Genomic DNA, 23,036 nt, shown 5'->3' on the forward strand with positions numbered 1-23,036 from the left:
GATTTTTTAGGTGAATTTTATGCTCAACCGAACCACGACTATTGCTGCGATTGCAACGCCACCAGGACGTGGCGGCGTTGGGGTGATTCGCCTATCGGGTCCAAAATCCTATGAAATTGCCGAAGCACTCACAAAACAACCCCTTGCCGGTGCACGCTATGCTGCCTTTCGTAAGTTTTACGATACCGCTGGTGAAATTATGGATGAAGGCCTAGCTATTTGTTTCCCGAATCCGCATTCCTTTACCGGTGAGGATGTGGTGGAGTTACAAGGTCATGGCGGTCCGGTGATTCAAAATGCCTTGCTTGCACGTTTGCTGGAACTGGGTGCGATTGCTGCCAAAGCCGGTGAGTTTTCCATGCGTGCTTTTGAAAATGGCAAGATGGACTTGGTACAGGCTGAAGCCATTGCTGACCTGATTGATGCCACTTCACAAGCAGCTGCGCGTTCTGCGGTTCGTTCCCTGCAAGGTGCATTTTCAAACAAAGTCAATACGGTGCTTGAGCAGCTGGTGCATTTACGTTTGCACGTGGAAGCCGCAATTGATTTTCCTGAAGAGGAAATTGACTTTCTGGCCGATGGCAAGATTCTGAATCTGCTCGATGGTGTGGCGACTGCGGTCACGCAAGTTCAGCAATCAGCACGTCAAGGTCAGTTATTGCGTGAAGGTTTGCAAGTGGTGATTGCCGGTAAACCGAATGCCGGTAAATCTTCATTACTGAATGCGCTGGCCGGGATTGAACGTGCGATTGTGACGGATATTGCAGGTACTACGCGTGATGTGCTGCATGAAAAAATCACCTTAAATGGCTTGCCAATTACCCTGACGGATACCGCAGGCTTGCGTGAGACCGGGGATATTGTCGAAAAAGAAGGGATTCGCCGTGCAATCAAGGAAATCGAACAGGCCGATTTGTTACTGCTGGTCTATGACCTAAGTCAAGGTGAAGATCCGCTGCAACTGGCCCAAGAATATTTTGCTGAACATATTGAAGCAAAACGTCTGATGCTGATTGGGAATAAGTGTGATCTGACTGGTGCTGAAGCTGCAATTGCTGATTTGAATGGTTTTCGGCATATCGCAGTCTCTGCCAAGCAGGAAACTGGTGTGCAAGCGCTCATAGAGGCGATTACAGCGCATGCAGGCTTCCAGCCTGAAGAAGATACCTTTATTGCGCGTACCCGTCATTTAGACGCAATGAAGCGCACTCAACTGTATTTGGCTGAAGCACGTGAACAATTGGTGATGTACAACGCCGGTGAACTGGTGGCGGAGTCCTTACGTCTAGCCCAGAATGCACTGGGGGAAATTACCGGTGACTTTAGTGCCGATGATCTGCTTGGAAAAATTTTCGGTTCGTTTTGTATTGGAAAGTAAGCAAAAAATTATGCATAAATAGCCCTCATCAGAGGGCTATTTTAAGCTTTTACACTGAGCTTCTGGTGGCATAACCAGAGCACGACACATAAAGCACTCATCGCCACACAGAAGCTGATCACAGCGAAATTTAATCCAAAATGGTCGGCCAAGTAACCCACCGCAAGAATCGGCACAATGGTGCCCAAATAGCCAATAAACAAGTAGGTCGACATCACCGCGGCCCGGTTTTGCAAAGTGGTGATAGCATGAATCACGCCAAAAGCCCCCATCAGGGCAAAACCATGCCCAATACCAAATAAGAGATCGCTCACGAAGAATAAGAAACTTGCCTTAAGCAACATACACAATGCAAGGCTGAGCAGGCTAATCAGCATCATGACCAAGCCGATATTCAGACATTTTTTTGCAGCCACCGCTTTGGCCAGGTATTGCACCACTGCAGATACCAGCAGAATACAGGTAATGGCGGTACCACTTACTAAAGGGCCATGCCACGGTAAAATATCTTGCACAAAAGAAGGCGAAAGTGAGGCAAATAAACTAAAGGCAGCAAAGGCACTAAATGCAGTGAACCCAATGATCATAAATACAGCATGATATTGAGCCTCAGGACGCTGTAATTTGGGGGCGATACTAAAGGGCTGACGCTCAAAAGCAGGCACTTTTAACCAGAATAAGCCGATAAAACAAAGCACTGCTCCAACAATAATCGGAATATAGGGAGTCACCAGCGGGGCTTGAGAAAACTGCGCAATGACTCCCCCGATAAACGGACCCAGACCAAAGCCAATCGCAGTCAAAATAGAGACCCATTGCGGCGCAAGCTGCTTATGACTCTCCGGAATGGTCTGCATCATGCCAAGCATGGCAGAAGTCGTCATCAAACCAGAGGCAATCCCGATAATGAAACGGCCCAGAGATAAAATCAGGGCATTATTGGCAAAGACCGAAATAATCAAACCCAGACTAATAAACACGAGGCCAATTTGTAGAGTTTTTAAAAAGCCAATGCTATTGCTGGTGCGCCCCAGGAACAATAAGGTGCCCAGACAGCCAAACATATAGGCGACAAAAATATAGGTAATCTGGCTTGGGGATAAATTCCAGAGTTGTTGATAAATCGGATAGAGTGGACTCGCCAAAGCAGTACCAATCGTTCCCATGATTAAAGCCAGGCTGACCATCCAGAAGGGTCGCCAAGTGGTTATTGTTGTCATGAACATGCCGTTATAGTGTTGATCCTTGGCCAATCCATGTCAGGGCATAGCGAAGAAAAAGAAAAGTATATGCAGTGTAGAGCGGGCCAAGAAACATGGTCAAGGGCGAATCAGTAAAAGATTTTAAATCAAATAGATGTGTTTATATATATTTCAATAAAATAATATATTATTTTATAAGATATAAAATCTTAACCAGAATTTAATCTCATACAAGAATTTATTTTTGTCCGTCATTTAAGCTTCTTTTATCGCTTCTGTTCCACGTGAAACATAATGCACTGATTAAACTTGGAATAAACAGTAACATAAATCCGTGGGTAATTTAAAAGCAGACCCATTAGAATCGAAGCATATTTTTATCTGATTCATGTAGAACATTCATGTTAAAAAAAACACTGATTATTGCTTTAAGTACATTTGTTTCAAGCTTCGCATTCGCTAATATTGATATGGTAAAAGCCAATCTGGCAAAGAATAGCCCCAATTTAAAAATCGAAAATATCCAGACCACGGAAATGAAGGGCATCTACAGTGGTTTTATGCAGGGTCAAGTGGTTTATCTGAATGAAGATGCCCAGCATCTGATTGCCGGGTCGATGCTGCGGATTCAGGATCAGCATAATCTGACCCGTGATTTGATACTAAAACAGAACAGTGTTGACTGGAAAAAATTGCCGCTTCAAGATGCTGTGAAAAGTGTAAGAGGTACGGGGAAACGTCAGATTGCGATCTTTTCTGACCCAAATTGCCCGTATTGTAAACAGCTTGAAGTAGAGTTGAAAAAACTCAAGGATGTGACGATTTATACTTTTATTCTGCCTTTAAAGCCACAATCGGTTGCGCCTTCAAAACAGGTGTATTGCGCGTCTAATCCTGCTCAGGCCTGGGACGATCTGATCACTCAAGGTAGCCTGCCAAAATCGAAAAAAAGTTGTGCCAATCCGATTGAGCGAAATAAAAAACTGGCCCAGTCTTTGGGTGTGAATGGGACACCAGCAATTATTTTTTCGAATGGTTTTAAAGTCATGGGGGCCTATCCGGCAGAACAGATCGAACAGATTTTTAAGGAATTTTCACTATAAAGTTGAGAGATATACAAGAGCAAAAAGCACCCGACTGGGTGCTTTTACTGGAACTGCTCAGATTGAGCCAGAACCGCTTAGACCGTACGGCGTTTGGTCAGCATGTTATAAATAAACAGAATAATCACCGCACCGATCACGGAAGCAATCAGACCTGCCGCAGAATCTGCCGAATAAAGACCGAGCATACGACCAGCAAATGTAGCCAATAAGGAACCGGCAATACCTAACAGGGTCGTCATGATAAAGCCTGCCTTGTCATTACCTGGATGGATTGCACGTGCAATCAGACCCGCGATAAAACCAATGACAATCGCCACAATAATTGTCCACATAGGTATGCTCCTTGTTATCATGTCTATCATGTCTTTGTTTTTACATCATGTTTAATTATCTTGAAACAGAATAGAAAGCAAAAAAAGTTGAATCCTGAAACGAGATGTTATTTTTTGTTCCTATTTTTCTGTCTATTTGAGACATAAAAAAAGTGGCCTAAGCCACTTTTTTAAATAAACTTTAAAGACCGATTTCACCAATAAATGGCAGATGACGATACTTCTGGTCATAGTCCAGACCATAACCTACGATAAATTTATCTTCAACTTCAAAGCCCAAAAATTCGACCTTTAAATCGATTTCACGACGTGATGGTTTACTTACCAAAGTACACAGTTGAATCGAGTTCGGTTGGCGGGTTTGCAGGATTTCCAGCACCTTGCTCAAGGTATTTCCCGAGTCAATAATATCTTCAACCACCAGCACGTCTTTGCCACGGATTTCGCCGTCTAAATCTTTCAGAATTTTTACATCACGCGAAGATAGGGTGCCACCGCCATAACTGGATACCGTCATGAAATCCAGTTCATGGGGTTTGGAAATCACACGACACAAATCGGCCATAAAAATCACTGAACCACGTAATAAACCGATGAGCACAAGGTCTTTGTCACTATTGGCATAGTGTGCATCGATTTGAGCACCAAGCTCTTTGACTTTAGCTTGAATTTCTTCAGCGGAAATCATTACGCTCATTTGAACGGTCATGGGTAGATACCTAAAAAGTAAAAATAGCAAAATAAAAAAGGTGTTGACCTGCAACACCTGAATACACTGTAATTTTAATACATCCCTACTGCAGATGCACCTGTTTTGCATGCTGTAAATGTAATCATTTCTTTGCTGCCTGCGAATCCCTGCGCAGGATGAAAGTACAGGTCAGCAACATGGCAGAGACGATCAGCCAGCGATGGCGGTGCTGGGTTTTAGTCGTCTGAGCGGGTACATCGGGCTTTGACATAGACAGCTTCTCCGTAGACATAGGTCACTGCAATATTACGGTCATCGCCGAGCATGGTCAGTGCAAAAAATGCATCTTCAATATTTTTGGCTCTGCTTTGGCGTAACTGCTGTAAAGCAGTGGCATTTAGATCCAGCACCACAAAGTCCGCCTCCTTGCCGATATTAAAGTTCCCCAAACGATCGTCCAGACTTAAGGCTTTAGCACCGCCTAAGGTGGCATGATACAAGGCTTCAAAAGCAGAGAGTTTTTCTCCCTGCAATTGCTGCACTTTGTAGGCTTCATTTAAAGTCTGTAACTGGTTAAACGAGGTGCCTGCCCCGATGTCGGTGCCCAGACCGACTTTCACCTGCTTGTCCCATGCTTTCTTTAATGGGAATAAACCACTGCCCAGAAACAGGTTTGAGGTCGGACAAAAGGCAATCGCTGAATTGGTCTGCTGCATGCAATCCCACTCCTGCTCTTCCAGGTGTACACAATGTGCAAACACTGATTTTGCACCGGTTAAACCATAGTGATGATAGACATCCAGGTAGCCTTTACGTTCCGGAAATAACTCTTTGACCCAGGCAATTTCATTTTTATTTTCACTTAAATGGGTATGTACATAGACATCTGGATATTCGGCTTTGAGCTGACCTGCTTTTTCAAGTTGTTCATTGGTGGACGTCGGGGCAAAGCGAGGGGTAATGGCATACAGGTTACGGCCCTGCCCATGCCATTTTTCAATCAGCGCTTTAGAATCGGTATAAGCGCTTTCTGCTGTATCTGTCAGCGCTTCCGGTGCATGTCGGTCCATCAAGATTTTACCGGCGATCAGACGCATATTTCTGCGGCTCGCCGCTGTAAACAAAGCATCTACTGATTCAGGATGTACGGTACAGAAGACCAGTGCCGTGGTGGTGCCATTTTTAAGCAATTCCTGCACAAAAAATTCGGCGATTTTTTCGCTATAGGCTGTATCTGCAAACTGGATTTCTGTTGGAAAAGTATAGGTATTTAACCATTCCAGCAGTTGTTCGCCATAGGCCCCGACCATCTCGGTTTGCGGGAAATGAATATGGGTATCGATCAATCCCGGCACAATCAGCTGTTCAGGATAATGGGCGACCTGGATATTTTCAGCTAGATGTTTCTGCCCTTCATCCCAGCTGCCAAACCATTGAATCTTGCCATCTTGCATGATGATCAGACCATCTTCTACATAGCGCACCTGGTCATCAATCTCATGTGCCTGGGCAACTGTATGCTGGATATCAAGGAAACGACCGCGGACTGCCGTTGTTGCAATCTGAGAAGACATGTTAAAACCTGTGCTTTTAATTTTTTCAATAGATTGTAACCCACTTCAGTAGATTTATAACGTGATCATGCTGACTTCATTTGCCTGAGTTAAGTCGAAGCTGTGGTAAGGCAGTCGAGCAATAAAAAAAGTCCGCTCATGATTGAACGGACTTTTTTGACGCTAAAGATGATTGTCTATACAGTTATTAGAGCGTGGTTTGATTATGTTTTTTACTGTGGCGAATCGACAGGATCGCCGTGATCGTCAAGACAATCACAATAAAGCTCAGTGAAATCCAGATTGGCATATGGAATACATCCAGCATCAGCATTTTAAAGCCGATAAAGACCAGAATAATCCCGAGACCATAAGGCAGATAATGCATTTTTGATGCGGCACCCGATAACAGGAAGAACATCGCGCGCAGACCCAAAATCGCCATCAGGTTAGCAGTCAGTACAATGAAGGGATCGGTGGTCACAGCGAAAATTGCCGGAATAGAATCGACCGCAAAGATCACATCCGAGGCTTCGACCAGAATCAAAACCAGGAATAACGGCGTTGCCCACAGTAAACCATCTTTACGGATAAAGAATTTGTCACCTTCAAGTTGCGGTGTAATCCGCATACGTTTACGCAGCCATTTCAGAATCGCCATATCTTCAATATTGCTTTCTTCTTCATCCTGACCACGCAGGAATTTAAAGCCGGTATACACCAGGAAGGCACCGAAGATATATAAAATCCATGAGAATTCCTGAACGAACCAGGCGCCAATAAAAATAAAGATGGTTCTGAGGACAATCGCACCGAGTACACCGTAGAGCAGCAATTTACGTTGTAGCACGGGTGGAATGGCGAAAGCAGCGAAGATCATCAGCCAGACAAAGACGTTATCAATTGCCAGGGATTTTTCCAGCAGATAACCGGCGAAGTATTCCATGACCTTGGCATTGGCAATTGCAGTACCTGCGGTCTGCTCCAGATAGAGCCATAAACCGCCACCAAATAAAGTCGCGATACTGACCCAGGCAATACTCCAGTAGGCCGCAGTCCGGACTTTGACCTCCTGGCCATGCTGATGTTTAAAGCCGACGAAATCGATGATCAGCATGACTGCGACAATCGCGAAAAAGACAAGATACAGCCACAGCGTACCAATTGTTTCCATGTGAATTCTCCACATCTGACAATCGGCCATAAAAAAACCTTGACCTGTTGTCAGATGAAAAACATCTATACCAACATGATCAAGGTCTTGCCTACATCTCACTGTTACACTTCTTATTAAAAGTGTCGCAGTGAGATGCTCAGATACCGACTTTTTGCAAAGTGTAATGACGATATTCTGACACGTTGAACAATCTGAACCACAATTGCTAAACGTTTGGAGGAGGCTACTCCCCTTGTTCAAACGAAATTCTGTTTGAGCAAATGCTCAATATGCAGAAGCATGACAGATTTTTATTAAGACTACAATTTCATTTACAAAAATGCATGATTCAAGCTATTTTTTGAGCAATAAAATCCGGACGGCGAATTAAATATAACGTGATGAGAAAACCCAGACTGGCCAAGATGGCCCCGAGCCAGCCAATACTGTGCAAGCCGATCTGTGCCGTTGCGATCCCACCGAGTAAAGCGCCAGCACCAATTCCAATATTATACAGGCCAGAATAAATCGCCATGGCCACGTCGGTGGCATCGGAGGCCAGATTTAAGGTCTTGGCTTGTAAGGCCAGACTGAAACCAATAATACTGACGCCCCAGAGTAAAGCCAGGGTATTTAACTGCAAGACATTGCTGGACAACGGCAGCAATAATAGCAACGAGATAGCCAGTCCAAGTGTGAACAGTGGAATAGTAAGTTTGGGAAAATGTGGTGCAAAACGGCCAAATAGATAAGAGCCGATTAAACCTGCCCCACCATAGACCAGCAATAAAGTCGTGGTCTGTACAGAACTGAGCTGGGCAATATTCAGTGAAAATGGCTCGATATAACTATAGGCGGTGAATTGTGCACTAATTACAATGACCGTCAGGGCAAATACCAGCATCAGGCTTGGACGTTTTAACAAGGTTTTCAAGCTGCTGAGTGAACCTGAATTGACACTCGGTAATAAGGGCAAGGTTTTGGCCAGTAGCAGGCAGACCACGCTGGCGACGATGGCAATCAAGGCAAAACTATTGCGCCAGCCATAGGCCTCCCCGATCATGCGACCAAAGGGAATTCCCAGAACCATGGCCATGGCAGTACCTGTGGCCAATAAACCCAAGGCTTGAAATTCTTTGCCTGCTGGTGCGACACGTACTGCAAGCGAAGCGGTAATTGACCAAAACAGCGCGTGCGCTACTGCAATCCCGATCCGGCTAAATACCAGAACACTGAAACTCCAGGCAAAATAAGACAGCACATGACTGGAAATGAAGACCGCAAATAAAACCATCAACAAGAAACGTCGTTCAATGTTTTTGGTCAGTAGCATCATCGGTAAAGACAATAAAGCCACGACCCAGGCATAAATGGTCAGCATCAACCCGACCTGAGTCGCCGACATGTCAAAACTTGCACCAATATCACTGAGTAAGGCCACGGGAATAAATTCGGTGGTGTTGAAAATAAAGGCGGCACTGGCTAACGCAATTACGCAGATCCATTGACGTCTTACCGAGGAGCTAAAAGAAGGGCTGGACATAAATATCTGGCTTAAACAACAGACAGGCAGTTTAAACCTGTTCATTGCACGGTGATATCAGGAAAGAGCACAGATTCACAATCGTTTAAAGAAATCGAACAATATGCGACTGAAAAATATGTCAGTCTGGATTAAAAATACGGAGTTTAGAGGATGTTGATTGAGCATCAGCAACAAGGCAGTCAAGGTCAATGGTTTGTCGAGCCAAATGAAAAGCGTCTGGCCGAAATGAGCTATTTCTGGAAAGATGAGGATCGACTGGTGATTGAACATACCTGGGTCGATGACAGTTTGCGTGGACAGCATGTCGGACATTATCTGGTCGAAGCAGCGGTCAAGTTTGCCCGTGAGCAAGGGGTCAAGATTATTCCGGAATGCCCTTTTGCTCAATCGGTATTTGAGCGTGATCCTAATTTCAGCGATGTGTTAAGCAGTTAAAAATGAAAATAAAGGTGGAGATCTATGCAGATTCAATATCAAGATTCAAAACGCGGTGGTGTATTTTTTATGGAAGATAAAGGTCGACGTCTGGCCGAGATTACCTATCAATGGCGGGAAGCCTCGGTGATTATTGCAGATCATACCTGGGTCGATCATTCCTTGCGTGGTCAGGGCGTTGCCCGAAAAATGCTGGATGTGCTGGTCGATTTTGCCCGTGAAAAAAGTTTAACCATCATTCCGCAATGTTCCTATGTGGATGTGATGTTTAAGCGTGACCAAAGTTTATCTGATGTCGCGGCCTCTTCTACTTAATCATTTAGATCGATTTGCCAAGAGCAAAACGGCCTAATGAGCTTTCAATACAAGCTGATAAGTAGTGCGGTGATATGCCCTATTTTTCACTCCAGCTACAAATAAAAAAAGTCCGCCAAGCGGACTATCAGACTTTCCCGCATTAATTGAGTTCGATCATCACTTTCAAGGCCTTTTCATCGGCTGCATGCTTGAACACATCATAAGCTTTTTCAAATTCATTAAATTTAAAGTGATGGGTCGCCAGTTTTTCCAGCGGTAATTTACCGGAACAGCAGGTTTTGAGCAGCATAGCAGTGGTATTGGCATTGACCAGTCCGGTGGTGATGGTCAGGTTTTTAATCCAGAGTTTATTCAGTTCAAAATTAACTGATTTGCCATGTACGCCGACATTGGCAATATGTCCACCCTCTTTGACTACATGCTGGCAGATATTCCAGGTCGCCTCCAGACCAACCGCTTCAATGGCACAATCGACCCCTCGCCCATCCGTCAGCTCCAGCACACGTTGTATGGCATCTTCTTTCGCGGAGTTAATGCTATGCGTCGCTCCCACTGTTTTGGCGAACTCGAGTCGGTTGTCATCGACATCGACCATGATGATGTTGGCCGGTGAATAGAATTGAGCGGTCAGCAGGCAGCTCATGCCGATCGGGCCGGCACCGACAATCACCACATTATCTCCGGGTTTGACATCGCCATATTGCAGACCAATTTCATGTGATGTCGGCAAGATATCCGACAGGAACACAGCGACATCTTCATTTAACCGTTATTTAAAACCTACTCAAACCTACTCATGTGGGTTTGATGTTTAATTCCTACTTCAACATCGAGAACCAAAAACATTTGCTTCTGGGATTACCTTAATTCCATAGGCTGTCACGGTGTAACTCACCGCCTTAATCACCACTTACGCAGCGATTAAATCTTTATCCGCATATCGCAGGATGTTAATTGACGCATTAACATCTCTATTTTGGGTGGTTTGGCAAACCAAACATTTCCACTCACGCATTGAGAGTGTAAGTGATTGGTTTAGCTCACCACAGCATGAACACATTTTACTACTTGGGAAGAATCGACCAACTGAAAGCACCGATTTTCCATGCTGTTTGGCTTTATAAATCAGCTGTCGCTTGAACTCATAAAAGCCCATATCAGATATGGCTCTTGCAAGTTTCCGATTCTTGACCATGCCTCTAACATTCAAATCTTCAATAGCGATCACATCAAAACGTGTAACCAAGTCCGTTGTGACCTGATGAAGATTATTCTTGCGTAGGCAAGCGATTTTGTAGTGTAGGCGAGAGAGCTTGGTTTTCGCTTTCTCTCGATTCTGACTACGTTTTTTCTTGCGACTTAAAGACTTGTTCAGCCTCCTAAGTTTTCCAAGCTGTCTTTTCAATGGCGCATTGGATGGAATAATCTCACCATTTGATAGGGTGGCAAGATTAGACACACCTAAATCAACACCAATAGATAAACCTGTTTTGGATTTAAGTTTTTCAATTTGAGTCAATTCAACAGCAATTGATACAAACCACTTTGCACCTTGCTTAAAAACTTTAGCTGATAGGATTTTACCTTTATAGCGCAGAGCCTCAGTCATCTTCACCCAACCTAAATTTGGGATTCTAATAGACTTATTATCCACACTAAATTGGTCATTTGATAATGAAAAACGATCATCCTTGCCTTTTTTTCTTGGCTTTGGATACCCTGATTTCCCCTTAAAGAATCTATCAAAAGCACTACCCAACTGCTTAATTGCCAATTGTGGTGAGCACTTAGTTACCTTCTTCATGAAAGGGTATTTTTGAAATTTGAATGAGTTTAAATGTTTTCTTAATTTTGCTTCATGAGGCTTATTGAGGAGGTTTTTATCCACCTCAACACCATAATAATCGCACTGATCTCGATATTCTTTATCAGCCTTATATTGTCGTTGCCACTCCTTTAAAGCCCAGTTATACGATAAACGAGCAACACCACTCGCCTGAGCGAAGTGGCTTGCTTGCTTGTTATTGGGCATCAACTCAATGACATGCCCTCGTATAAATTGACTCATAGTGCCTCTTTAACCGCCTGTATCAACTTTTGGTTCTTTTTGCTACGGCTACCATATAATCGTGCTGAAAATACAGTAATTATCTCCAATACATCTTGAGCGAGTTCTTCCTCAAAACTCAGATTTTCACCTTGGTTAATAATCACAATTTCAACATTTCGGGCTTCACATAAAGCAAAAACCAATTCAGCACCAAAGCGCAATAAACGATCTTTATGAGTCAGTACCAAGCGACCAATTTCATTATTAATAATTCCATCTAAAAGGGCTTTAAGTCCTTTTTTATGGTAATTCATACCCGAACCGAGATCGGCAATGATTTCAAATGTCCATCCTTGTTTAGCACAGTACATTTCCAAAACTTGTTTTTGACGCTCAAGATCAGCCTTTTGGTCATGGCTAGACACTCTGGCATAAGCAATGGTTTTTCGGCTGTTTTGGATGGAAAGGTCGTGGATAAGTTCAGGCGTGATCTGACTCAGATCATATCGTCTGTGATTTTTTGGGGTTCTATCTGCAACTAAAGTGCCTTCCTCATCCCATCTTCTTAGGGTTTGGATGGATACACCTAATGTTTTAGCTGCAACACTAATACCAACATATCTACTCATTTGTATATATTAGTATAGAAATGAGTAGATTTCAACTAACAGTTACGAACCCTTCAGGTAAATGATAAAGAGAAGTATCCGCAAACGGCGTGCGTACATATTCGGCATGAGTACCATCAATCATATAGCCCATGATCCAGCCGCCTTCATTGCGACAATGTGCATACAGCTGTTTCTGACAGTTTTCACAGGTTCCACAGCGGCTGACACAGGAAATAATCACCCGGTCGCCTTTTTTGAAGTTTTGAACGGCAGAACCGACTTCTTCTACAATACCAATGCCTTCATGACCTAAAATACGGCCATTAAAACTGCCCTGTTTGCGTGTGGCTTGCTGTTCAATTTCCGGGTTTTTACCTTTCCAGATCCCGAGGTCTGTACCACAAATAGTGACTTTAGTGAGTTTGATAACCGCATCGCTGGGATGCAAAATAGTGGGAATGGGACGGTCTTCAAGCCGGATGTCGTTTTTGCCGTAATAGACCATGGCTTTCATTGTTGTCATGACACATCTCCTGAAGGAGTGAGGAATGAGAATGACCTGATTCTGATCTGGCTGTCAGGTCTATAAATACCTGTGTTCTTCTCGATTGTGCCTTGAGTGATGTGCTGCTGCAATCTATCTCGCGTTCAGATTGCAACAAAACATCATGCGTAATGGCTGATGAGTGATCGGCATTTTAGGCCAATTTGACATCATGCAATGCAAAGGTCAAAACAGCCATTCTCTCTTGATTGCTAAAACAACTGCCCTGAAAAAAGAAGCCCGCATCGCGGGCTTCTTTTTTCACATACTTATCCACGCATCTATTTTATGCGTTTAAAGCACTGATCAATTTCTGATGTAAACCACCAAAACCGCCATTTGACATAATCACTACGGCATCGCCCTCACCTGCCTCTGCTACCACGGTCTGAATGATGTCATCCAGTGTGCGTGCAATTTTGGCTTTATTTGGCGCAGCATTAATGACCGGTTGCAGATCCCAGTCCAGTCCTTCCGGTTGATACCAGATTACTGCATCGGCCAGACGTGCTGAATGACCCAGACCCTCTTTATGACTGCCCATACGCATGGTATTGGAGCGTGGTTCAATAATTGCCCAGAGTTTGCGTTCACCCAGTCGTTTGCGCGCGCCCTCCAAGGTCGTATCAATCGCTGTGGGATGATGGGCGAAATCATCATAAACCTCAATACCACGGACTGTGCCTAATAGTTCCATACGGCGTTTTACCCCACCGAAATTAGATAAAGCTTCACAGGCGGTTTCAATGGAGACGCCGACATGCTCGGCAGCGGCAATCGTCGCGAGCGCATTGGCCACCGAATGCTGTCCGGTCATGCTCCACTGCACTTCACCTTTCACCACACCGTGTTGCAAGACTTTAAAGTGAGAACCATCTGTCGATAACTGTTCGGCATACAGTTCAGATTTTTCATTGGCATCCAGACTGGTGCGCACCACCGGTGTCCAGCAACCCTGCTCTAGTACTTCATCGATATTGCTTTCGGTAATCGGCGCAATGATTCGGCCTTCGCTTGGAATAGTACGAACTAAATGATGGAACTGTTTTTGAATTGCAGCCAGATCATCAAAGATATCAGCATGGTCAAATTCAAGGTTATTTAAAATCGCCGTTTTTGGATGGTAATGCACAAACTTGGAACGCTTGTCGAAGAAAGCCGAATCGTATTCATCCGCCTCGACACAGAAATATTTGCCGCCACCGAGACGTGCACTCTCACTAAAACCCAGTGGCACACCACCAATCAGGAAGCCTGGCTCTAAACCGGCTTGATCCAGCACCCAGGCCAGCATGGTTGTGGTGGTGGTTTTGCCATGTGTACCCGCAACCCCCAATACATGTTTGCCTTGCAGAACATGATCTGCCAGGAACTGTGGGCCTGAAATATAAGACAAGCCTTCATTCAGCATATATTCTACTGCATCAATACCACGCTTCATGGCATTGCCAACAATGATCAGGTCCGGATGCGGCTGCAAGTGACTACGCTCATAACCCTGCATCAAGCTGATGCCTGCATTTTCAAGTTGGGTCGACATCGGTGGATAGACGTTCAAATCTGAACCTGTCACCTTGTGGCCCAGATCGCGTGCAAGGAGCGCCAGCGATCCCATAAAAGTGCCACAAATACCCAAAATATGCAGATGCATCTACTTCACTCCGTTCCTGTCTGACCCATCACCTTATATTGGTGCGGTTATCATGATTTATTCAATTTGCAAGCAACGATAGCAAGGCTTACACGGAAAAGATAGTCAAAGTTCAAGCATTGCTGCGGGAATTTTTAAATCCTGTTTCACAGATAAATTCAGAGAAAATTTCAAATTTAGAGAATATCTTTTTGCAAAATAAATCGTAGAATAAACCCGATCTTTTTGCAGAGTACATGCCGATGTTACCGGCTTTATTTCTTCTGGTAATTGCCAATTGCTTTATGACCTTGGCATGGTATGGGCATTTAAAATTTTTACCGCATGATGCGCCGTTGTGGCAGGCAATTTTATTCAGCTGGATGATTGCCCTGTTTGAATATAGTCTGATGATTCCGGCCACCCGATTACTGGCACAGCAGGGACTGGCCGTGGGGCAAATGAAAATCACTCAGGAAGTGGTGACTTTGCTGGTCTTTGTGCCTTTTATGATTTTCATGTTTAAGCAACCCTTTAAACTGGATTATCTCTGGGCAGCCTTGTGTCTGTGCGGATGTGTGTATTTTGTCTTCAGAACTTCCTGATCGAAAGCTTTGCAGACTACACGCCTATTTTTATTCCAGTTTTTAATATTCTGCCAAAAAATAAGAAAAATCGAACCTTGCTTTGACCGTTAAATTTTATGAAGCCGAAAAATCAGTCTATAATAAGCACCTCCTATTAAAGCTTGGCTCTCTCGTCGAGATTTATTTTTTGTTACTTTAATCTCTGGAAAATTTGCAATGAATGCGGCTGCTGCACAAGATGCTCCTCTAGTAGGAATTATCATGGGTTCTCAATCAGATTGGGCAACTCTCGAACATACTGCCAACATGCTCAAGCAGCTTGGTGTCCCATTTGAAGCTGAAGTCGTTTCTGCACACCGTACTCCTGACCGTCTGTTTGAATATGCTGAGCAGGCGCGTGATCGTGGCATTCAGGTGATTATTGCCGGTGCGGGTGGTGCTGCGCATTTACCGGGCATGTGTGCGGCAAAGACTGATCTTCCAGTCCTGGGTGTGCCAGTCAAATCATCCATTTTAAACGGCGTCGATTCTTTGCTTTCGATTGTACAAATGCCAGCAGGTATTGCGGTGGGTACGCTTGCGATTGGCCCTGCTGGTGCAACCAATGCAGCCATTATGGCAGCGCAAATTTTAGGTCTGACCCGCCCTGACATCGCGAAAAATGTTGCAGATTTCCGTGCGGCACAAACAGATAAAGTGGCAAGCAATAACATTCCTGGTCAAAACTAAAACCAAGCTTCATACGGGACAGACATCATGGATAAAACCATCGGTATTTTTGGCGGCGGTCAGCTCGGGCGCATGATGGCGCAAGCGGCATTGCCATTGAATATTCAATGTACTTTCTTTGAAGCAAGTACGGATTGCCCTTCTGCGGCACTCGGTCAAGTGATTTCCAGCAAGGCCGAAAATGGTCTACAGGATTTTATGCACAGTGCTGATGTATTCAGTCTGGAATTTGAAAATACCCCGCTTGCAGATGTGGATGTGCTGGTGAAAAACAAAGACCTGCATCCACCACGTCAAGCCTTGGCAATTGCACAGCATCGTCTGTCTGAAAAAGCCCTGTTTGATACGCTCGACATTCCTGTTGCGCCGTATAAAGCAGTGACTGCACTTGAAGGTTTACAGGCGGCTGTGGCTGAACTGGGCTTACCGATCGTATTAAAAACCTCTCGCGGTGGTTACGATGGTAAGGGTCAATTTGTCCTGCGGAGTACTGATCAGATTGAGCAGGCTTGGGCGGAACTTGGCCCTGCCGGTGAACTGATTGCAGAAAGCTTTGTGACGTTCTCACGTGAAGTGTCGATCATTGCGGTACGTGGTCAAAATGGTGATGTAAAAACCTGGCCATTGGCTGAAAATCATCATCACAATGGCATCCTGTCGCACTCGATTGTGCCTGCACCGAACAGTGCAGACTTGCAGCCGGTCGCACAGGACTACATCACTCGCCTGCTCAATCATCTGAACTATGTGGGCGTATTGACCCTTGAGCTGTTTGTGACAGACAAAGGTCTATATGCAAACGAGATGGCACCACGTGTGCATAACTCAGGGCACTGGTCGATTGAAGGTGCAGTCTGCTCACAGTTCGAAAACCATATTCGTGCGGTGGCCGGTCTGCCACTGGGTTCAACGGAAGTGATTCGTCCAAGCGTACTGGTGAATATCATCGGACAGCATCCAAAATCTGCAGATGTTCTGGCTTTAGAAGGTGCGCATTTGCATCTGTATAACAAGTCAGAGCGTGAAGGTCGTAAGATTGGTCACATTACCCTGATGCCAACCGACAGTACTCAGCTGACGACTTTATGCCGTCAACTGGCGAAGATTTTACCGAATCCACTGGCATTGAGCGAAGATATGACCATTTAAGCGCTATCTTGCTGATAAAAAAAGCGATCACTTCGGTGGTCGCTTTTTTATTTCTCCAGATTCAGGCATGATTGCGCCTCTTCGAAAATGCCTGCCATTGTATCGGATCATGATATTTTTCAATTGATTGTAAAATAAACAATTGCGTATACATAAAAGAGTCTAAATGAAGATTCATAGACCACAGAGAAATACTTTGAATTTAAAATATTAAATTTAAAACAGTCTTTGAATTTAAAGTTTAAATGAATTCAAAATATGAATTTAAATTCAAACCGCTACTTTGAATTCAAAGTTTAAATTTAAAAATAAACCAAGCCACCCTGTTTTTAATTCACAAAATAAAACCTTGATAAATATCTGATTAATCCTGTTTATGTTAAGTTATCCACAAAGAAGGTTTTGAATTTAAAGGTTGTTTCTTGGATTTTAAATTTAAATTCAAACAGCGCCGCTGCTTTTGAATTTAAAAACAAGTTGTGGGTAAGTTATTTAAATTTAAAACTACAAAATGAATTCAAAAGTGCAGAAATTATGAATTTAAATTTACCTATTTGAGCTTTAATTTTTAGATTGAGCTGCTATGTTAGGAACATAATTCAAAATCTAAATATTCAAGGGTCTTATGCAACGTTTTGCGCTTGTGGTTGGTTCTTTATTCTTGGCTGTTTCTCAGGCAAATGCCGAGCTGATTATTAATGGTCAGCGTGTCGACACGACTACTTTGCCTTCAGCGGCCAGCAGCCCATCAAATTTCCCTGCCCAGAATAATTTTCAAAACTGTTTGGCGAATTTACGTAGTCAGGCTGTAGCAAAAGGTGTTAGTGCAGGCAGCTATGACCGTTATACGCAAAATTTAACGCCTGATTATTCCGTAATTGAACGTTTAAACTATCAACCGGAATTTTCTACCCCGATTTGGGACTATTTGTCTGGTTTGGTCGATGAAGAGCGGGTTCAGCTCGGCCGGCAAAAATTACAGCAACATCGCGAAGTCTTAAATCGTGTTTCCGCAGCCTATGGCGTGCCTGCAGAAACGATTGTCGCGGTATGGGGTGTAGAAAGTAATTTTGGTGATATTTCCGGTCGCTATCCTTTATTGCAGGCTCTGGGAACATTGAGCTGTGAAGGGCGACGCCAGAGTTATTTCCGTGGTGAGTTTTTTACCACGATGAAACTGTTACAGCGCGGTGATGTACGAGAGGATCAGCTGAAAGGTTCATGGGCTGGAGCTTTTGGTCATACCCAGTTTATGCCATCGACCTATGATGAGCTTGCGGTCGATTTTGATGGCGATGGCCGCCGTGATCTGGTCAGTAGTATTCCGGATGCTTTGGCATCAACCGCCAACTTTTTAAGCAAGCGTGGTTGGCAGACCGGACAGCCTTGGGGTTTTGAAGTAAAAATCCCGCAAGGCATGTCAATCTCAAATGAAGGCCGTCGCAATAAAAAATCACTGAATAGCTGGATTAGCCGTGGTGTAGTGCGTGCCGATGGTTCCCCTTTAATTCAAGGGAATTTATCAGCGTCTTCTCAAGCTGGCTTGCTTGCGCCTGCCGGCCCGAATGGCCCAGTCTTCCTGGTCTTTAGAAACTTTGATGCCATTTATAGCTATAATGCAGCAGAAAGTTATGCCTTGGCGATTGCGCATTTATCTGATCGTTTACAGGGTAAAGGGAGCTTCAGCACATCTTGGCCAACCGATGACGCGGGTACTTCGCGTTCAGAACGTCGCGAGATTCAGCAATTTTTACTAAATCGTGGCTATGACATTGGTGCGGTGGATGGCCTGATCGGTGATAAAACCCGTCAGGCGATTCGTCAGGAACAGCAGCGTTTGGGCTTGAGTCCGACCGGCCGCGCCGGCCAGCAGATTCTGCGTGCGTTCCGTAATGAAAATGCCAAACTGATGATGCAATAAGTAAGATTGAAAATGAAAAAGGTCTGTATAAATGTAGACCTTTTTTTATAACTTTAGATTGCTCTGGTCAGGTTTAAACAGCAGTAATGGTTCCCAGAACACGGTAGCCTAAAGCACCGGTCACCGCTGGCAGGTTACCATTGAGTTGCTTGATAAAACGCATCGCCAGCCAGGCAAAGGCGGTGGCTTCTACCCAGGTCGGACTGAGGCCCAAATCAGCCGTGGTTTGTATGCTCCATTCATGTTTGCGTAAGCGCCAGCGCAGTTGCTCAAGTAAATAAGAATTATAAGCGCCACCACCACACACGAAAACTTGTCCGGTATCCATGCCAGAACGATAAATGGCTTTTTTAATGGCGCGGGTAGTGAGCTTTAATAAGGTCGCCTGCACATTTTCCGGGGTATCTTCCAGTTCATCGTATTGCAGGTCATTGCGCCAGTCGGCAATCTGTTCATCCAGCCATTCCAGGTTAAAGTCTTCACGGCCGGTACTTTTAGGCGGTTCTTTAGAGAAAAATTCGTGTGACTGTAAACGATCCAGCAGGCTGCGAATCGGCGTACCATAAGCGGCCCAATTGCCATTTTCATCATAAGGCTGGCCGGTATAACGCGCGCACCAGGCATCCATCAGAATGTTGGCCGGCCCTGTATCAAAGCCATAAACATCATCAGGACTTCCGGCAGGTAGCAGGCTGACATTAGCAATCCCGCCCAGATTTAAAATCACCCGGTGAATGCTGTCATGCTGGAAAATATCCTGATGAAAGGCAGGAACCAATGGTGCACCTTGACCACCCGCCGCCAAATCACGACGACGGAAATCTGAAATCACCGGAATCTGGGTGATTTCGGTAATAATATTGGGGTCACCAATTTGCAGGGTAAAACCATGCTCAGGGCGATGGCGGATGGTCTGACCATGTGAGCCAATGGCTTTAATTTTAGATTTATCTAACTGGTTGTTTTCAATCAGTTGGTTGATACCATGACCAATCATTTCTGCCAAGGCCACATCGGCCTTGCCCATACGGTCAATTTCATTGTCATCGGGCAAAGTCAGTGCCATCAGCTCATGCCGCAGGTCAGGATCGAATGCCAAAGTGAGTGTGGCATGAAGCTGTAAAGGATCAAAAGAAGCAGCAACAATATCGACACCATCCATGCTTGTGCCGGTCATTACCCCAATATAGATCGCTGTCATGGTTATTCTTAAGCCTGCAATATGCTGAAAAAGTGTTAGTATATCGCACAAATTGAGTAACTGATGTATTGGATTTTGTGATGTCAAATTTCCTGCCGGCTGAAGAACAACTTGCCCTCATTCAACGAGGCACCCATGAAATTATTTCTGAAGAAGACCTTCTTAAGAAATTAAAAAAGAATCGTCCATTAAAAATTAAAGCAGGTTTTGACCCAACTGCGCCTGACCTGCACTTAGGTCATACGGTTCTCATCAACAAGTTAAAAGTATTTCAGGATTTGGGCCACGAAGTATTCTTCCTGATCGGTGACTACACGGCGATGATCGGTGATCCAACAGGTAAAAGTGCTACACGTCCACCATTATCACGTGAACAAGTTTTAGAAAATGCAAAAACCTATCAAGAACAAGTGTTTAAAATTCTTGATCCAAACAAAACCAAAGTTGTATTTAACTCGGAATGGTTTGCACAAAAAACCGCGGCTGATTTAATTCAATTGGCATCACAGCAAACTGTGGCGCGTATGTTGGAGCGTGACGACTTTACCAAGCGTTATAACAGTCAACAGCCGATCGCGATTCACGAATTCTTGTATCCATTGGTACAAGGTTATGATTCGGTGGCTTTAGAAGCGGACGTAGAGTTGGGCGGTACAGACCAGACCTTTAACCTGTTGATGGGGCGTACGCTACAAGGTCGTTATGATCAGGAAGCACAAGTGTGTATTACGGTGCCTATTCTTGAAGGTTTAGATGGCGTGAATAAAATGTCTAAATCTTTAGGCAACTATATTGGTGTATTTGATGCGCCAGGTGCGATGTATCAAAAAGTGCTTTCAATGCCGGATGCATTGATTGAGCGTTATTTTGATCTGCTCAGCTTTAAATCAATTGAAGAAATTCAGCAGTTGCTAAAAGAAATTGCTGAAGGCCGTAATCCTCAAGAGGTGAAAAAGATTCTTGCGCTGGAGCTGGTTGAGCGTTTCCACGGAAGCGACGCTGCTGCGCATGCACATAAAGGTGCAGGTAATATCATTACTGAGGGTGAATTACCGGAAGGTACGCCAGAAGTGACTATTTCACGTGGTGAGTTTGGTGGTGAAATCTTTATTACTTCAATTTTACGTGAAGCAGGTTTGACCAAGAATGCGGCCCAAGCCAAAGATGCTTTAGGTCGTGGCGCGGTGAAAGTGGATTGGCACACTGTAGATAGTTCTTATTCGGTTAAGGAAAATCTGACCTTGATCGTTCAGGCCAGCAAAAAAGCGATTGCGAAAGTTACTTTCACCGATTAAAAAATTGATAAGTTATTGAAATAAAAGCAGGCTTCGGTCTGCTTTTTTATTGATGTTCTATATTCATAAAGCAAATAAGCAACTTCAAAAAAAACCCTATAAAAACAAGAGTTAAATTTTCCCAAATTGCTTGCTTTTCGGGTTTATTATCTATAGGATTTATTCATCTAGAGAATTGGTTCAAAGCATCTAGAGGGTGATAATAAGACAACTCCACAATTTATAAGGTCTCTTCCCCAAGAGACTCTTTTTTAAGCTTTAAAGTGAATAACTATAATAATGACATAATGGATCGGGTAAAGATTCAATTCTAAGGAGGAGATTTTGGGAGAGATCTCTTCCTTTTTTATTTGTAGCGATTTCATTCTGAACCTTTAAAATCGCAGGTATTATTTTCTTGGAGAGGGCATTCCACCTAGAATTCATCCTCTAATTAAGTGTTGTTTTGCTAGCTAAAGGGTGGCTGACTATATTGGTTCGCAAAAGACAGCACAATATAAAAAGAAAGCAGAGGGGATTCGATGTATCGCTATCCAACAGAAAATATTTTTGATGAAGACATTGATTGTATTTTAAGTTTCTTATTTGAATATCAGTCTGCCGAACAAAAACAGCAACGTTATATCCCTGTCTATAACTTATTTATGCAGCTTGATCTGGCTGCGAATTACTATCTATTTTCCCTGATTGAAGAGCGTTTACCGCGACGTGCAAAACTATTTTTTGTTGCTGAAGACTATCAGGGCAAAAAAGACATAATTATAGAAGTCATGCAATACTGGCTTGGGCAGCGCAAGCAGGAAAAGTAACTGAATAGAATTAACCTGCTGATATGTTCTATCTCTATATAGATAAGCAAGCTTGTGCGGCCTTATACCCAAACACCAAAATCATTGAATAACATCTTTATAGCCTAAGATACCGATACGCTTTTATAAGAAGTTTCACTAAAAAAGTGCGAATGAACTACCAAGCCGAAAGGAGAGAATCGTTGGTTTCGCTAATATGTCATGATTTGGTTTTGTTTCTGGGGGTTGAACGAGATAAAAAGCATTATTTAAGGATAAACAGCAAAAATTACTACTCTAGCTATTATTTTGATCGCTTTTAAGTCTAATTAAATTTTGGCTTATAAAAATAAAATGATGTGTTTAGTGCATTTATTGCATAAAAACGCTTAAAAATTAGATAAAAAAGCGATTTTTTAGGATTTTTTGTAGAAAAAAAAGACATACGTGAAAAATATAGTGAATAGGGGGTTGCAATGATTCTGAAATCCTCTAGAATGCACCCATACCGACGAGATAGACGGAAACGAACGAAGCAAATTGCTGAGTTGTTAAGTATATCGAAGTCCAGCTTCTTGCACTGACGAGGTGTTAGAAAGATCATTAAGAGATTATGAAGAACAACTTGTGTGGATTTTTACTGGTTGATCGATCGAAATTATTTTCATTGATTGATGGTAGAAATTGCTCGAAGTTTATTTGAGAAATATTTGTCAGAAAATTGATGAGCCAAGATTGGTGTCCTTTAGGCACTACTGATTTTAAACTGAAGAGTTTGATCATGGCTCAGATTGAACGCTGGCGGCAGGCTTAA

Annotated in this window: 22 protein-coding genes; 10 read left to right on the forward strand and 12 right to left on the reverse strand. The window is 43.7% G+C overall.

Annotated features, from left to right (window positions below; genetic code table 11):
* The first annotated feature begins 19 nt into the window (after positions 1-19).
* Entirely contained in the window at positions 20-1,378 is a 1,359-nt protein-coding gene (mnmE, locus tag FTV30_RS11515; RefSeq protein WP_180001640.1) for a tRNA uridine-5-carboxymethylaminomethyl(34) synthesis GTPase MnmE, read from the forward strand.
* A 41-nt stretch (positions 1,379-1,419) separates the two neighbouring features.
* On the opposite strand, the gene FTV30_RS11520 is transcribed toward mnmE, so the two are convergent.
* On the reverse strand, positions 1,420-2,565 hold the full coding sequence (locus FTV30_RS11520) for an MFS transporter (RefSeq protein WP_180000464.1): 1,146 nt from the start codon (positions 2,563-2,565) through the stop codon (positions 1,420-1,422).
* A gap of 416 nt (positions 2,566-2,981) precedes the next feature.
* On the opposite strand from FTV30_RS11520, the gene FTV30_RS11525 reads away from it, so the two are divergent.
* Positions 2,982-3,683: a DsbC family protein gene (locus FTV30_RS11525; protein ID WP_180001641.1), complete on the forward strand. Its 702-nt coding sequence runs from the start codon at positions 2,982-2,984 to the stop codon at positions 3,681-3,683.
* Positions 3,684-3,760: 77 nt separating this feature from the next.
* Here FTV30_RS11525 and FTV30_RS11530 read toward each other — a convergent pair whose 3' ends face one another.
* The 5 genes from FTV30_RS11530 to FTV30_RS11550 all read right to left on the reverse strand — a co-directional run bounded on the left by FTV30_RS11530 (position 3,761) and on the right by FTV30_RS11550 (position 8,961).
* Positions 3,761-4,018, reverse strand: a complete 258-nt coding sequence (locus FTV30_RS11530; RefSeq protein WP_005173486.1) for a GlsB/YeaQ/YmgE family stress response membrane protein — start codon at positions 4,016-4,018, stop codon at positions 3,761-3,763.
* A gap of 181 nt (positions 4,019-4,199) precedes the next feature.
* On the reverse strand, positions 4,200-4,727 hold the full coding sequence (hpt, locus tag FTV30_RS11535; protein ID WP_005173483.1) for a hypoxanthine phosphoribosyltransferase: 528 nt from the start codon (positions 4,725-4,727) through the stop codon (positions 4,200-4,202).
* Positions 4,728-4,945: 218 nt separating this feature from the next.
* Complete coding sequence (gene guaD / locus FTV30_RS11540) at positions 4,946-6,283, reverse strand: guanine deaminase (protein ID WP_005173481.1); 1,338 nt, start codon at positions 6,281-6,283, stop codon at positions 4,946-4,948.
* A gap of 187 nt (positions 6,284-6,470) precedes the next feature.
* Positions 6,471-7,436: a TerC family protein gene (locus tag FTV30_RS11545; protein ID WP_005173479.1), complete on the reverse strand. Its 966-nt coding sequence runs from the start codon at positions 7,434-7,436 to the stop codon at positions 6,471-6,473.
* Positions 7,437-7,767: 331 nt separating this feature from the next.
* Complete coding sequence (locus FTV30_RS11550; protein WP_005173477.1) at positions 7,768-8,961, reverse strand: sugar transporter; 1,194 nt, start codon at positions 8,959-8,961, stop codon at positions 7,768-7,770.
* A gap of 153 nt (positions 8,962-9,114) precedes the next feature.
* Here FTV30_RS11550 and FTV30_RS11555 point away from each other — a divergent pair, with 153 nt between their 5' ends.
* Together FTV30_RS11555 and FTV30_RS11560 are read left to right on the forward strand one after the other, a co-directional pair.
* Positions 9,115-9,399, forward strand: coding sequence for a GNAT family N-acetyltransferase (locus tag FTV30_RS11555; protein WP_005173474.1), 285 nt, complete (start codon positions 9,115-9,117; stop codon positions 9,397-9,399).
* A gap of 24 nt (positions 9,400-9,423) precedes the next feature.
* A complete protein-coding gene (locus tag FTV30_RS11560; RefSeq protein WP_005173472.1) occupies positions 9,424-9,714 on the forward strand; it encodes a GNAT family N-acetyltransferase in 291 nt (96 codons plus the stop codon).
* Between the two features lie 142 nt (positions 9,715-9,856).
* On the opposite strand, the gene FTV30_RS11565 is transcribed toward FTV30_RS11560, so the two are convergent.
* From FTV30_RS11565 to mpl, 5 genes are all read right to left on the reverse strand, one after another.
* A complete protein-coding gene (locus tag FTV30_RS11565; protein ID WP_180001642.1) occupies positions 9,857-10,465 on the reverse strand; it encodes a zinc-binding dehydrogenase in 609 nt (202 codons plus the stop codon).
* Positions 10,466-10,627: 162 nt separating this feature from the next.
* Entirely contained in the window at positions 10,628-11,785 is a 1,158-nt protein-coding gene (locus FTV30_RS11570; RefSeq protein WP_180001643.1) for an RNA-guided endonuclease TnpB family protein, read from the reverse strand.
* Positions 11,782-12,396 carry an IS607 family transposase gene (locus FTV30_RS11575; protein WP_180001644.1) on the reverse strand — a complete coding sequence of 205 codons (615 nt, stop codon included), beginning with the start codon at positions 12,394-12,396 and terminating at the stop codon, positions 11,782-11,784. The genes FTV30_RS11570 and FTV30_RS11575 overlap by 4 nt, the downstream gene beginning before the upstream one ends.
* A 31-nt stretch (positions 12,397-12,427) precedes the next feature.
* The gene (locus tag FTV30_RS11580) at positions 12,428-12,901 is read right to left on the reverse strand and encodes an alcohol dehydrogenase catalytic domain-containing protein (RefSeq protein WP_306669835.1); all 474 of its coding nucleotides are present in this window, start codon (positions 12,899-12,901) and stop codon (positions 12,428-12,430) included.
* 307 nt (positions 12,902-13,208) lie between these two features.
* Positions 13,209-14,573 (reverse strand): UDP-N-acetylmuramate:L-alanyl-gamma-D-glutamyl-meso-diaminopimelate ligase, encoded by a 1,365-nt coding sequence (mpl, locus tag FTV30_RS11585; protein ID WP_180001645.1) that lies wholly within the window; start codon positions 14,571-14,573, stop codon positions 13,209-13,211.
* A gap of 242 nt (positions 14,574-14,815) precedes the next feature.
* On the opposite strand from mpl, the gene FTV30_RS11590 reads away from it, so the two are divergent.
* From FTV30_RS11590 to FTV30_RS11605, 4 genes are all read left to right on the forward strand, one after another.
* Positions 14,816-15,157: a DMT family protein gene (locus FTV30_RS11590; protein ID WP_005173466.1), complete on the forward strand. Its 342-nt coding sequence runs from the start codon at positions 14,816-14,818 to the stop codon at positions 15,155-15,157.
* 198 nt (positions 15,158-15,355) lie between these two features.
* Positions 15,356-15,868: a 5-(carboxyamino)imidazole ribonucleotide mutase gene (gene purE, locus FTV30_RS11595; protein WP_005173464.1), complete on the forward strand. Its 513-nt coding sequence runs from the start codon at positions 15,356-15,358 to the stop codon at positions 15,866-15,868.
* 27 nt (positions 15,869-15,895) lie between these two features.
* Positions 15,896-17,017 carry a 5-(carboxyamino)imidazole ribonucleotide synthase gene (locus FTV30_RS11600; RefSeq protein ID WP_180001646.1) on the forward strand — a complete coding sequence of 374 codons (1,122 nt, stop codon included), beginning with the start codon at positions 15,896-15,898 and terminating at the stop codon, positions 17,015-17,017.
* 625 nt (positions 17,018-17,642) lie between these two features.
* Positions 17,643-18,938 carry a lytic murein transglycosylase gene (locus FTV30_RS11605; protein ID WP_100535508.1) on the forward strand — a complete coding sequence of 432 codons (1,296 nt, stop codon included), beginning with the start codon at positions 17,643-17,645 and terminating at the stop codon, positions 18,936-18,938.
* Between the two features lie 73 nt (positions 18,939-19,011).
* Here the strand turns inward: FTV30_RS11605 and FTV30_RS11610 are convergent, their stop codons facing one another.
* Entirely contained in the window at positions 19,012-20,139 is a 1,128-nt protein-coding gene (locus FTV30_RS11610; protein ID WP_100358107.1) for an anhydro-N-acetylmuramic acid kinase, read from the reverse strand.
* An 80-nt stretch (positions 20,140-20,219) separates the two neighbouring features.
* Between FTV30_RS11610 and tyrS the strand changes: the two genes are divergently transcribed.
* Both tyrS and FTV30_RS11620 read left to right on the forward strand, forming a co-directional pair.
* Complete coding sequence (tyrS, locus tag FTV30_RS11615) at positions 20,220-21,434, forward strand: tyrosine--tRNA ligase (protein WP_100535507.1); 1,215 nt, start codon at positions 20,220-20,222, stop codon at positions 21,432-21,434.
* Positions 21,435-21,955: 521 nt separating this feature from the next.
* Entirely contained in the window at positions 21,956-22,243 is a 288-nt protein-coding gene (locus FTV30_RS11620; RefSeq protein WP_005173437.1) for a hypothetical protein, read from the forward strand.
* Positions 22,244-23,036: the final 793 nt, after the last annotated feature.

Origin of the sequence: Acinetobacter sp. YH12255 (assembly GCF_013417355.1) — a bacterium.
GTDB classification, from domain to species: Bacteria; Pseudomonadota; Gammaproteobacteria; order Pseudomonadales; family Moraxellaceae; genus Acinetobacter; species Acinetobacter pseudolwoffii.